Here is a 12,866-nt window from a genome sequence, read left to right as displayed (position 1 = left end):
AAAAGAAAGATGATACATATAAAAAGAAATATTTGTCTGGTGGCTGTTTCTTGCACTCTTCTTGCAGGTATACCTTTGCAGGGTGTGGCGCAAACGGGAAGAACGGCAAAGGTGCAGACCACACAAAACCATAAAATAACAGTGTCGGGTACGGTATTGGACAAGACGACAAATGACCCGTTGATCGGTGTGTCTGTTGTCGTGAAAGGGGTGGCCAATGCAGGTACGATTACAGATATGGATGGTAAGTTTACATTGAAACTGCCTTATGCGGAAGCTCCGTTGGTGTTTTCTTACCTGGGTTACCAGCCACAGGAAATTGTTCCCGGTGCAAAGAAGGAACTGACTGTCTTACTACAGGAAGATACGAAAGCCTTGCAGGAAGTGGTTGTGGTAGGTTATACCAAACAACGTAAAGAAACGATGATCGGTTCTGTTGCTACCATCACGACAAAAGATCTGACGCAAAGTCCTACTGCCAATATCAACAATGCGCTTGCCGGACGTCTGCCGGGGTTGATTGTAAACCAGTATGCGGGTGGTGAACCGGGTGTGGATCAAAGTGAATTGTTTATCCGTGGTAAGGCAACTTACGGTAACCAGAGTGCCATTGTCATTGTCGATGGAATCGAACGTGACATGAGTTACCTCGCACCGGATGAAATTGAAACATTCACTATCCTGAAAGATGCTTCCGCCACTGCCGCTTATGGTATCCGTGGTGCAAATGGTGTAATCGTTATTACTACCAAACGTGGTAAGGCAGCGGAAAAGGCAACCGTGAACCTGAAAGCCTCTATCGGTATTAACCAGCCGATCGGTTTCCCCGAATATTTAGGCTCTGCCGATTATGCAACTTTATATAATGAAGCCAGATTGAACGATGCCAAGATGACGGGCGCAGACATCAGCAGTTTGAACCTTTTCTCTCAACAGGCGATTGACAATTTCCGCCGTGCGAAAGGAGACAACTCCGATGGTTTGGGATATGACTGGGATTATTATGATTTTGCCTTCAAACCCGGTTTGCAGGAAGATGTCAGCCTCTCCATTCGTGGAGGTACGGACAAGGTACGTTATTATGTATTGGCCAATTACTTTTCACAAGGCGGTAACTACAAATATTCGAATGCCGGTGAATATGACTCGCAAACCAAGTTCACCCGTTACAACTTCCGTTCGAACATCGATATCAACATTAATCGTTATTTGAGTACCCGTTTGGATTTGGGGGCCCGTATTACCGACCGTAATGCACCGGGTACAACAGCCGGTCGCCTGATGACCATCTGTGCTACCCAGCCTCCATATCTGCCCATCCTGGTGGAAGAAAATGCGCATCCGCAGAATGAGGAATACATTCAGCAAAATCCTCGTGGAATGCTTTATGGTGACAATATCTACCGTTACAATCTTCTGGGTGAATTGAGCCGTACCGGTTATCTGAATGAAAAGAACACGTATCTGAATGGTAGTTTTGCCATGAATCTGGATATGGAATTTCTGACGAAAGGATTAAAAGCGGAAGTGATGTTCTCTTATGATGCTTCTGAAGGACGCTGGATTAATCGTAAACTGGATACTTACAAAGACGGTTATCGTGAATATCCGAAATATGCGACGTTTATGCCGATCGAAGGTTCGGATGCTTATATGGCAGGCGGACACTATACGGGTGCTTACAAAACGGGTAACAAATATGATATTGACCAGACTATTGGCAACGGATTCAGTCATAACGCTTCTGACGGACGTACTTATATACAGGCACGTTTGGATTACAACCGTTTGTTTAGCAACCGCCACGAAGTGACCGCCATGTTATTGGCAAACCGTGGTAACCGTACTGTTAACAATGAACTGGCTTATCATAGCCAGGGTATCACCGGACGCTTTGCTTATTATTATAATCAGAAGTATCTGATGGAATTTAACTTCGGTTACAATGGTTCCGAAAACTTCGCTCCGGGCAAACGTTACGGGTTCTTCCCAGCTGGTTCAATCGGTTGGGTAGTCTCTGAAGAGGAATTTATGAAAAAGGCTTCCTGGATTGACTTCCTGAAAGTAAGAGCCTCCTATGGTTTGGTAGGTAGTGACAACGTTAGCAGCCGTTTCCCATATCTGGCTTTCTACGGTGGTGGCAGCGGTTATGATTTCGGTAATAACTTTGGTACGAATGTAGGCGGTACTTCCGAAGGTAATCTGGCTAATGCGAATCTGACTTGGGAGAAAGCCCGTAAACTGAATGTCGGTATCGACTTTACTACCCTGAACCAACGTTTGGCATTGACGATAGATGCATTTTATGAATATCGTTTTGACATTATTACAGATATGAATAGTGACGGTATCATGGGATATCCGGATATTGTAGGTAAAGATGCAGCTTTACAGAATCTGGGTGAAGTAAGCAACCGCGGTGTGGATATCGAATTGAGCTGGAATGATAAGATTGGAAAGGATTTCCGTTACTATATTCGTCCGAACCTGACTTTCTCCCGCAACCGTTTGGAATATAAAGCGGAAGTTGCCCGCAAGAACTCCTGGCGTAAAGAAACCGGTAAACGTTTATACGAAAACTTCGTCTATGTGTTCGATCATTTTGTAGCCGATCAGGAAGAGGCTGACCGCTTGAACAAGATCGGTTATCAGCCGTGGGGACAATTAATTCCGGGAGATGTTGTTTATAAGGATTTGGATCGTAACGGAGTGATTGATGATGAAGACCGTACAGCAATGGGAAATCCGCGTAGTCCGGAACTGATGTTCGGTATTCCTTTCGGTTTCCAGTATAAGAACTTTGATTTTAGTGTATTATTGCAAGGTGCGACAAAATCATCTATTCTGTTGAATGGGGCTGCTGTATTTGACTTCCCGCAATTTGAACAAGATAAGATCGGACGTGTGAAGAAAATGCATCTGGACCGTTGGACACCGGAAACGGCTGCTACTGCCAAATATCCGGCATTGCATTATGGAACACATGATAACAACAAGAATGGAAACAGTAGTTTGTTTTTGTATGATGCTTCCTACCTGCGTCTTAAGAATGTGGAAATTGGTTACAATGTATCACCCAAATTATTACGTAAATTCCATGTGCAACAGGCACGTATCTATGTGCAAGGTCTGAATCTGTTGACTTTTGATAAACTGGGTGATGTGGATATAGATCCGGAAACGAAATCCGGAGACGGAGCTTCCTGGTATCCTATTCAAAAGGTATTCAATTTTGGTATTGATATAACATTCTAAATAAGATAGAAATATGAAAAAGTTATATAGATTTTCAGCAATTGCTTTATTGGTCCTGCCGTTGGTCTTTACTTCATGTAGCGATTACCTGGATCGGGACGATGATGATAATATTACGGAAGCGGACGTTTTTGCCCGTTACGAAAAAGTGAACGGACTGGTTTCCGACGTATATGCGGCTGCAAAGAAAGCAGACCGTCCGCTGGTGTTCTTCGAGCACTTCAGCAACAGTGCCATTACGGACGAATGTGAAGGAACCAACGTAGAGGGAAACATTACGAATAACTTCAATAACGGTGCCTGGAACCCGAATTCTTTGCCCGGTAGTGTAGGGCAATATTGGGAAGCTCTTTATGAAGGAATCCGTAAAGCGAACCTGATTATAGAAAATGTACAGAAGTATAATACGCCCGACAACCCACAGCAGGATGGTGATCTTCGCAACCGTATCGGTGAGATGTATTTCATGCGTGGTTATTTCCACATGCTGTTATTGCGTATGTATGGCGAAGCTCCTTATATTGACCGTGTGATTAATGCCGGAGATAATATGGACTTCAAGAAAGAATCTGTTCATTCGATGGTTGAAAAGATTGTGACGGATGCGCAAACTGCTTATGGCATGGTTCCTAATAAATATGTGAAAACTTCCGAGAATTTTGGGCGTGTGGATAAGGGAGCCTGTCTGGGATTGATTTCTTTTGTTCGCTGGGTAGCGGCTACTCCGTTGTGGAACGGTGCTTCTCAATATGGATACAACTTGCGTCGTGTGTTTGAAAATGAGTATGCTTATGATGCTACTCGTTGGAGAAAAGCCAAAGAAGCGGCTAAAGCCGTTCTGGATTTCGAAGTCGGCGGAACCAAGCGTTATTCTCTCTATACGAAACATGATGCAAATGATTTCAAGGATCCGGCTGACGGTAATCTGAATGACAGCCGTGTATATGCTCGTTTGTGGGATATGTTTTATGATATGGATGCCTTTGCCAATGAGTATGTGTTCTTTATGACGAAGAGCAAGGATCAGGCATGGCAGGGTGATATTTATCCGCCCAGCCGTGAGGGAAGTTCGCGCCAGCAACCGGTACAGGAACAAGTGGATGAATACGAATATATCGTAGGTGATTATGGCTATCCGGTATATTCGGCAGAAGCCCGCAAAGGTGGCTATGATGATACTAATCCGTATGTGAAAGGTACTCGTGACCCGCGTTTCTATCGTGATGTAATTTATCACGGAGCTCCTTACCGTAATAATAAGAACGAGTCGAAAACGATCAATACGGCGAGTGGTTCCGATAAGATTGGTGCTACCAATGCAACTACTACCGGTTATTATTTACGTAAATTCCAACAGGAGTCATGGAACAAATCCGGTAACTTCAGTATCAATGCGCCCGCCATCTGGCGTCTTCCGGAGTTTATTTATATTTATGCAGAGGCTTGTAATGAATTGGGCGAGGATATCGATGAAGCTTATAAATTGGTGAATACGGTTCGTGAACGTTCTTTTATGAAACCGATGCCGCCGGAAGTAAAGACTAATCAACAGTTGATGCGTGAATACATTCAGCGCGAACGTCGCGTGGAACTTTTTTATGAAGGAAAACGTCCGTGGACTTGCCGCTTGTATCTGGAACCCACCAGTAAGGAAGAGCTAGCAAAGGAAAGCCTTTGGAAATCGAGCGGGAGTGACAATTCAAAACGTACACAGAAATACTGGGCTGCCAATAACGGTGCATTGCCCCGTTGCCAGCGAATGATTAACGGAATGCGTCCGGTGCAGGATGAGAATGGGGCCATTACGGTTGACGGTGTGAAATATAGAATGGAGCGTTTCTGCGTGGAAGAACGTACGTTCTCTATTCAGCATTATCTGTTCCCGATTCGCCAGAGTGAGTTGCAGAAGACACCGACCATTGAACAAAATCCCGGATGGTAAACCGGTAGGAATGTATAACTTTAAAAAGAAAATCAGATGAAACGAATCTATACATATATGTGTCTGTTGCTTTTGTCGGTATTATCGTTTGCCGTTACAGGTTGTGATGACGATGATGACGACGATGTGGCTAAAGACTTGATAGAGTTGATTGTGAACAAACCGGTAATACGTATCGGGCAGAATGAGGAAGCCAAAGTGAATGTAGTGGTTGGAAACGGAAACTATACCGTGAGAAGTTTCAACACTGCCATTGCAACGGCTACCGTTTCCGGCGAATTGATAACTGTAAAAAGTGGCTCACAGAATGGGGCCACTACCGTCGAAGTAATGGATGGAGAAGGAGTAGTTGCCAATATTTCTGTGAATGTAGGTGTATTTGAATTGGAAGTGAATGAACCGGAGGTGATCTTGGAAGTTGCCGGTGAAAAGCAACTGATTGTTAGCATGGGAAACTTTTCCAGCAATGATGAATTGTCTTATGAGGTGGAGGATGAAACGGTTGTCAGCATGGTTAATACAGATCAGTTCCGTCCTTTCTATACTTTGACAGGTTTGAAGAACGGACATACAACAGTGACTTTTACAGACCATAAAGGAAAACAGGCAGTGGTTCAGGTGACGGTAAATCCGATTTCTATCGATGTCTCCAACCTGACACCGAGAGTGGGAGTCAACAATAAGATCATGATTACGGTAGAAAAAGGGAACGGAGGTTATAGTCTGACAGCAGAGGATGAAGAGATTGTAGCTATTCAGCAGGTGGATGACACTCGTTTCAATTTAATAGGTAAAAAAGCGGGTATCACTACCGTGTTTGTCAGAGACGAAGCGGAACAGGAATTAAGTCTGACCGTTACGGTGGTACAGGCAGATAAAGTAGCGAACCTAGGTAGCGGTAATTACTTTAAAGTACCGTTTGAATATAATGGTACGGCAGATGAATCGCTAAAGAATTTGAGTACGATCACATTTGAGGCTCGTTTCAATATTGAGTCGTTGAATGGCAATGACAATGGAAATGCCCGGATTAATACGGTGATGGGTATAGAGAAGAAATTCCTGCTGCGTGTCGACGTGCATAAGGGAGGAAGCAATGATGAAGAACGTTTCCTTCAGCTTGCTGCAGATGATAAAGGTAGTATTCGCTATGAGGGCTCTACTAAGATAGAAACCAATAAGTGGTATGATGTGGCTGTGGTATTGGATAATAGTAAGAGCGGAAGCGAACGGATTGCATTGTATGTAAATGGTGTCAGAGAAACGCTTCAATTATCAAACGGTACGCCGGATGATTTGAAAGAGATCAATCTTACTTCTGATTTCTACATCGGCCAGTCTGATGGTAAACGCCGGTTGAACGGAGCTATCAGTTATGCCCGTATTTGGACAAAAGCCTTGTCGGATCAACAGATCTCCGAGCAGAGCGGCAAGTTGTTGAGTGAGGATAAGGATGGAATGGTAGCTAATTGGTTATTCAATAATGGAAATGGTAATACCAAGACATTTGTGTCCTTGGCAGGAAAGAGCTTCGAAGCAGAGGCGGCAAATATTGTTTCAAGTTGGAAAACAGATCCGATATTGGAAACAAGTACTCCTACAGAATAATTGTAAGAAGATAGGATAATAAAAAAGCCATCCCCGGAATAGACGAAAGTAGGGATGGCTTTTTTTGTAGTGTGCTTACTATTCTTCGGCAGACTATGTCCTGCATGTTGTTGGCAAGGTTATTCCTTGACAGGCTCAGCCGGTTTGTCTTTTGATGTAGTGTCTGTGACAACTGTATCATTGACATTGGCGGCGAGTGCAACCAGTGATGCCTTTGCAGGCGCGTCTTCTTTAGTTACAGTATCTTTTACTACTGTATCATTGACAACTGTTGCATTGATTTCTGTCGGGGCTGTCACAGCTTCTGCAGAACTCTGAGCCTTTACAAGGAATGAACCACCACAAACAAACATAAACATTGCTACTACTAATACTAATTTTTTCATAATCGTTTGCTTTAATGATTATTAGACATATGTTTTCAATTCTCTACCTTTGTGTTAAGGAATCGGTTATTGCTTTTCGCTAACGTTTAATTAAAGATCAAAGCGCGTGCCAAAATTAGATAATGTATGATAAGTGATTGATAAATAAGGGAATGAGGAAGATGATGCCAATTAGGATAGTGGGGAAGTATGTGTGGAGTGTGTGGAAACTGTGGCGGGGAGTGTGGAATTATTCCACACTCCCCGCCACAGTTCTTTTATTTAGGTAATCTATTTACTTAATTTCATCCGGCCAGGGACAAGGTTTACCTGTCGCTTTGAAAGTCGGTCGTTGTGCATCTACTTTTCTTAGAAAGTTGCCCAGCTCTTTAGAAAGTTTCTTCACGATGTCCGGATGCTGTGCACTAAGGTCGTTGCTTTCTCCTATATCATCAGGTATGTTGAATAACTCTTTCTTTCCTGTTCCATAGTAATAAATCAATTTCCAGTCACCGTTTCGAACGGCACAATTAAAGTTGATTCCGGGACCGTCATTTCCCCAGTTGTTAGGCATATTCCAGAAAAGACTCCGACCCTTAGCTGGGTTGCCTGTCTGTTTCAGCAGAGGGATGAAACTGATACCGTCTATCGGTTGAACTGTCTGGTAGTTCTTGACACCTGCTATTTCAAGAATAGTAGGGTAGAAGTCTTCTATCAACAAGTAGTTGTTGCATTTGCTTCCCGGAGCTACTACTCCCGGCCAACTGACAATCATCGGTTCGCGGATACCGCCTTCATAAGTAGAACCTTTACCACTGTTCAATGGATAATTCTGTGTATGCAGCTTGCCGTCACGCCATCCGGATTCGGATGCAAGTCCTCCGTTATCACTCATAAAAATGATAATAGTGTTGTTGGCTTCTCCATTCTTTTCCAGCCAGTTCATTAAATCACCTAAACTTTTATCCATTCCTTCAATCAGTGTGGCATAAGCAGCTTCATGGTCTGTCATTCCTTTTTTCTTGTACTTCTCATAGAAGCGCATATCTTTGTTCAAAGGAATGTGGATGGCATATTGCGACATATACAAATAGAAAGGCTGATTATACTTTTTCGCTTTATCCAGTGCTTTAATGGCTTCCAACGTCAATGCTTCAGTTACAAAGGTTTCCGTTCCCCAATATTTCTCTAATCCGGGAACAGACATCAGTGATACCGCTTTCCCATCTTTGGTATGTCCGTAGTTCTCTTCTCCCAGGTAACTGGCAAGTCCACCGGCCGCATGTCCGGCAATATTTACCTCGAATCCCCAATGATGCGGATCTTCCCCTGGAGTATCTATCGCTCCGAAATGGGCTTTTCCACAATGTATAGTATGATAACCGCTGTTCTTTAGCAGTTGCACGAAGGAGGTTCCTACGAAAGTATGATTAGTGCCGGACACTTGACTTACTCCATTGTAATTCCAGTCAGGGACTGCCAGAATGCTATCTTTACGGTCTGTCATTGTATTCTTTTGCAGCGTCCAGTTAGTTACTCGGTGACGTGCGGCGTTGGTTCCGGTGATGAGGCTGCACCGGGTAGGAGAACTGATACTGTTGGCATACGCTTGAGTAAACATCATTCCCTGTTTTGCTAACCGCTCCATATTGGGAGTCTCGTACAATTCGTTATAGTGTGTCTTCTGTGTCCAGAATGGGAGTGAAGTATCCTGCCATCCCATATCGTCTACCATAAAGAGAATGATATTCGGACGTTTGTCCGCGCGTTCTATTTGCATATTGCTTTGTGCTTGCAGATTGGTTACTGCGAGTGGCACAAATGCAAGGGGTAATAATGTTTTTTTATTCATGGGGGTCATTTTATTCTATGGAATATGCATTAAAATTAATAATATCTGGTAATGCGATAGATTCGGTTAAAGATAAGTTCGAGCACTACAAAAAGGAATCATTTCTCACCGTGATGAGAATAAATACTCATAGTAATGAGAACTTTTTCTCATCGCATTGAGAAAATTTTCTCATAGGCATGAGAACACTAGAGAAAATGCAAGAACGTAACTTGTTACAAATCAATATTGTATAATTTCAATTTATTATATAAAGTTTTCCGATCAATATTCAGTAATTGCGCTGCTTTACTCTTATTGTTTCCTGTTTGGCGTAGTGCCTCCAAAATATGCTCTTTTTCAGTCTCTTCATTGTGTAATGCAATGCTCGTATTGCTGGATGCAGGAGTTTCTAAAAGCTCGGTCCCCAATTCCAATAGAGTAATGAAACTGCCTTGTGCCAATAAAGTTGCTCTTTTGACGATGTTCTTCATTTGGCGCAAATTTCCCGGCCAATGATAATTCATTAAAGCTTGCGATGCTTTTGCATCGAAACCAATCAGGTGTTTATCCAGTTCCTTGTTTGCCTGATCGAGGAAGAAATTGGCAAAGAGCAGAATATCTTCTTTCCGTTCTTTCAGATCGGGCATACGAAGGGTAAATTCATTGATACGATGATAAAGGTCTTCACGGAAAGTACCTTTTTCAATGGCTTGTTCCAGATTCTCATTGGTGGCAGATACCAGACGAATATCTACCGATATCTCCTGTGTAGAACCTACCGGACGTATTTTTCTCTCTTGCAAGGCACGAAGCAGTTGTATCTGCACTTCATAACTAAGGTTTCCGATCTCATCCAGAAAGATAGTACCACCGTTGGCTGCAACGAAAGCCCCCGTTTTATCTGTCAGAGCACCTGTAAACGAACCTTTCACATGACCGAAAAATTCGGAAGCAGCCAGTTCTTTGGGGATAGATCCACAATCTACGGCAATAAACGGTTTATCGTTTCGTTTGCTAAGTTGATGAATACGGTGCGCCACATACTCTTTTCCTGTTCCGCTGGAACCGTTGATAAGTACGGACATATTGGTCGGAGCTACCAGACCTACATAATTGTAGAGTTGTTTGGCTGCATCACTTTCTCCTTCCAGATAAGCACGATGATTTTCTGTTGAATCTTTAGATGAAGTAGAAGCACCTTTTTTAGAAGAAGATTTAGTAACGTTATGAGTAGCAAGACTCTTTTCAGACTGCAGACATTCAGAAATTTTCTTCAGTAATTCTTCCGGATTTACCGGTTTGGCTATATAATCACGTGCTCCCAGTTTCATTGCCTGTACGGCGGATTGTATATCCGCATATCCAGTCATGATGATTAAAGGAATGTCCATGCCTTGTTCATTCATCCATTTCAGCAGATCGATACCTTCGTGGTCGGGTAGTCGCAGGTCTGATAAAATCAGATCGACGTTTTGGCTTTCGATATGTTTTCGGGCGCGGGCAATATTACTTACTGATGATACTTCAAAGCCCTTTTTGCCTAGCCAGGTTTTTAGCATCATTCCAAAAGTGATATCATCTTCAACGATCAATATGGAGCTCATCATGTCAGGTTTTGATTCTTTTAAGTCACAAAGGTAAGAGGATTTAGGCGAAAGTGGTATATTTGCAAACTTAAATTAAATAAAAGTGTTATGAAAAAGATTCTATTGATTATATTAACCATATCGTTTTGCGGACTTACTGCCTGCAAAACCGGAACAAAAAAAGGAGGAGACATGGATAAAGAAACGTTGGTAAAGATTGAGACAACTGTAGGAGATATCGAGGTGAAACTATATAATGAGACACCGAAACATCGTGATAATTTTATCAAACTGGTGAAGGACGGTGTTTATGAAGGCACACTGTTTCATCGTGTTATCAAAGATTTTATGATTCAGGCTGGTGACCCGGACTCAAAGAATGCACCGAAAGGAAAAATGCTGGGTACGGGAGATGTAGGTTATACTGTTCCCGCTGAATTTGTATATCCTAAATATTTCCATAAGAAAGGTGCCTTGTCCGCTGCCCGTCAGGGAGATAATGTGAACCCGAAGAAAGAATCTTCCGGTTGTCAGTTCTATATCGTGACAGGTAAGGTGTTCAATGACTCTACCTTGCTGGGTATGGAAAGCCAGATGAATGAGAATAAGATTAATGTTATTTTCAATACGCTGGCACAGAAACACATGAAGGAAATTTATAAGATGCGAAAAGCAAATGACGAAAACGGTCTTTATGATTTGCAGGAAAAGTTGTTTGCAGAGGCACAGGAAATGGCAGCTAAACAACCGGAATTTCATTTCACTCCGGAACAGATTGAAGCCTATACAACGGTGGGAGGAACTCCGCATCTGGATGGCGAATATACTGTGTTCGGTGAAGTAGTGAAAGGTCTGGATATTGTGGATAAAATCCAGCAGGTGAAAACCGACCGTAGCGATCGTCCCGAAGAAGATGTAAAAATAACAAAGGTGACAATACTTGACTGAAATATATGAAAATCAACAGGCATATTCTTGATAATGGGTTACGTCTGGTACATTCGCAGGACGAAAGTACGCAGATGGTTGCCCTTAATATATTATATAATGTGGGAGCTCGCGACGAAGATCCCGAACATACCGGTTTTGCCCATTTGTTCGAACACCTGATGTTCGGAGGGTCGGTGAATATTCCCGATTATGATATGCCGCTTCAATTGGCGGGTGGAGAGAATAATGCCTGGACGAATAATGATATAACCAATTACTACCTCACTGTACCTCGTCAGAATGTAGAAACCGGCTTTTGGTTGGAATCCGACCGGATGTTGAGTCTTGATTTTAGCGAACGGAGTCTGGAGGTACAGCGGGGAGTAGTAATGGAAGAATTCAAACAGCGATGTTTGAATCAGCCTTATGGGGATATCGGACATCTTTTGCGTCCTCTGGCTTATCAGACGCATCCTTATCAATGGCCTACTATCGGAAAAGAGTTGTCGCATATTGCCAATGCTACGCTGGAAGAAGTGAAGGCATTCTTTTTCCGTTTTTATGCTCCTAATAATGCCATATTAGCTGTGACCGGTAATATCTCTTTCGAAGAGGCGGTTGCTTTGACAGAAAAATGGTTCGGCTCTATTCCTCGTCGGGAAGTTCCTCAACGGAACCTGCCACAAGAACAGGAACAGACGGAAGAACGGCGGCTGACGGTAGAGAGAAATGTTCCTCTCGATTCTTTATTTATGGCATACCACATGCCTGCCCATTGCCATCCGGATTATTATGCATTTGATATTTTGTCGGATGTGTTGAGCAACGGACGTTCCAGCCGGTTGAACCAGCGTTTGGTACAACAGAAACAATTATTTTCGAGTATAGATGCTTATATTTCCGGCAGTGTAGATGCGGGGTTATTCCATATTAGTGGTAAACCTTCGGCAGGTGTCACCTTGGAACAGGCGGAAGCGGCAGTGCGGGAAGAACTGGATTTGTTGCAACAAGAATTGGTTGACGAACAGGAACTGGAAAAGGTGAAGAATAAATTTGAGTCTACCCAGATATTCGGCAACATCAATTATTTAAATGTGGCAACCAACCTGGCTTGGTACGAATTGCTTGGCCGGGCGGAGGACATGGAAAAAGAGGTCGATCGTTATCGGTCTGTCACAGCCGAACAATTGCGGGCGGTAGCTCAATCTGCTTTCCGTAAGGAGAACGGAGTAATACTTTATTATAAGAAACAACAAAATTAAATTCTCCCTTTTTTATAATCTATCAGTGAAAGGGAAAAGTCCCTTTGCCTGAAAATGGAGATACGTTTAGGTAACGGAAAAGTA

8 protein-coding genes are annotated in these 12,866 nt (G+C 42.9%); 5 read left to right on the top strand and 3 right to left on the bottom strand.

What is annotated here, in order from left to right; translation table 11 throughout:
- The first annotated feature begins 9 nt into the window (after positions 1–9).
- The 3 genes from CJF29_RS20670 to CJF29_RS20660 are packed head-to-tail and all read left to right on the top strand — an operon-like array spanning position 10 to position 6,805.
- The gene (locus CJF29_RS20670) at positions 10–3,255 is read left to right on the top strand and encodes a SusC/RagA family TonB-linked outer membrane protein (RefSeq protein WP_004310444.1); all 3,246 of its coding nucleotides are present in this window, start codon (positions 10–12) and stop codon (positions 3,253–3,255) included.
- Between the two features lie 13 nt (positions 3,256–3,268).
- A complete protein-coding gene (locus CJF29_RS20665; protein ID WP_004299918.1) occupies positions 3,269–5,197 on the top strand; it encodes a RagB/SusD family nutrient uptake outer membrane protein in 1,929 nt (642 codons plus the stop codon).
- A gap of 36 nt (positions 5,198–5,233) precedes the next feature.
- Complete coding sequence (locus CJF29_RS20660; protein ID WP_022276192.1) at positions 5,234–6,805, top strand: LamG domain-containing protein; 1,572 nt, start codon at positions 5,234–5,236, stop codon at positions 6,803–6,805.
- A gap of 119 nt (positions 6,806–6,924) precedes the next feature.
- On the opposite strand, the gene CJF29_RS20655 is transcribed toward CJF29_RS20660, so the two are convergent.
- The 3 genes from CJF29_RS20655 to CJF29_RS20645 all read right to left on the bottom strand — a co-directional run bounded on the left by CJF29_RS20655 (position 6,925) and on the right by CJF29_RS20645 (position 10,611).
- Positions 6,925–7,191, bottom strand: coding sequence for a hypothetical protein (locus CJF29_RS20655; RefSeq protein WP_004299920.1), 267 nt, complete (start codon positions 7,189–7,191; stop codon positions 6,925–6,927).
- 274 nt (positions 7,192–7,465) lie between these two features.
- A complete protein-coding gene (locus tag CJF29_RS20650; protein ID WP_049701792.1) occupies positions 7,466–9,022 on the bottom strand; it encodes a sulfatase in 1,557 nt (518 codons plus the stop codon).
- A gap of 215 nt (positions 9,023–9,237) precedes the next feature.
- Positions 9,238–10,611 (bottom strand): sigma-54-dependent transcriptional regulator, encoded by a 1,374-nt coding sequence (locus CJF29_RS20645; protein WP_099145968.1) that lies wholly within the window; start codon positions 10,609–10,611, stop codon positions 9,238–9,240.
- 87 nt (positions 10,612–10,698) lie between these two features.
- Here CJF29_RS20645 and CJF29_RS20640 point away from each other — a divergent pair, with 87 nt between their 5' ends.
- Both CJF29_RS20640 and CJF29_RS20635 read left to right on the top strand, forming a co-directional pair.
- Positions 10,699–11,538: a peptidylprolyl isomerase gene (locus tag CJF29_RS20640; protein ID WP_004304934.1), complete on the top strand. Its 840-nt coding sequence runs from the start codon at positions 10,699–10,701 to the stop codon at positions 11,536–11,538.
- A gap of 5 nt (positions 11,539–11,543) precedes the next feature.
- Positions 11,544–12,782: a M16 family metallopeptidase gene (locus tag CJF29_RS20635; protein WP_074558952.1), complete on the top strand. Its 1,239-nt coding sequence runs from the start codon at positions 11,544–11,546 to the stop codon at positions 12,780–12,782.
- Positions 12,783–12,866 lie beyond the last annotated feature (84 nt).

Origin of the sequence: Bacteroides celer (assembly GCF_002632415.2) — a bacterium.
Taxonomy (GTDB): Bacteria; Bacteroidota; Bacteroidia; order Bacteroidales; family Bacteroidaceae; genus Bacteroides.
This window is presented reverse-complemented; position numbering and strand designations above follow the sequence as displayed.

Excerpts from the sequence above, each read along its gene's own strand:
- CJF29_RS20640 (WP_004304934.1), top strand. The coding sequence starts at position 10,699 with ATGAAAAAGATTCTATTGATTATATTAACCATATCGTTTTGCGGACTT.
- CJF29_RS20635 (WP_074558952.1), top strand. The coding sequence starts at position 11,544 with ATGAAAATCAACAGGCATATTCTTGATAATGGGTTACGTCTGGTACAT.
- CJF29_RS20650 (WP_049701792.1), bottom strand. The coding sequence starts at position 9,022 with ATGAATAAAAAAACATTATTACCCCTTGCATTTGTGCCACTCGCAGTA.
- CJF29_RS20645 (WP_099145968.1), bottom strand. The coding sequence starts at position 10,611 with ATGATGAGCTCCATATTGATCGTTGAAGATGATATCACTTTTGGAATG.
- CJF29_RS20665 (WP_004299918.1), top strand. The coding sequence starts at position 3,269 with ATGAAAAAGTTATATAGATTTTCAGCAATTGCTTTATTGGTCCTGCCG.
- CJF29_RS20660 (WP_022276192.1), top strand. The coding sequence starts at position 5,234 with ATGAAACGAATCTATACATATATGTGTCTGTTGCTTTTGTCGGTATTA.
- CJF29_RS20655 (WP_004299920.1), bottom strand. The coding sequence starts at position 7,191 with ATGAAAAAATTAGTATTAGTAGTAGCAATGTTTATGTTTGTTTGTGGT.
- CJF29_RS20670 (WP_004310444.1), top strand. The coding sequence starts at position 10 with ATGATACATATAAAAAGAAATATTTGTCTGGTGGCTGTTTCTTGCACT.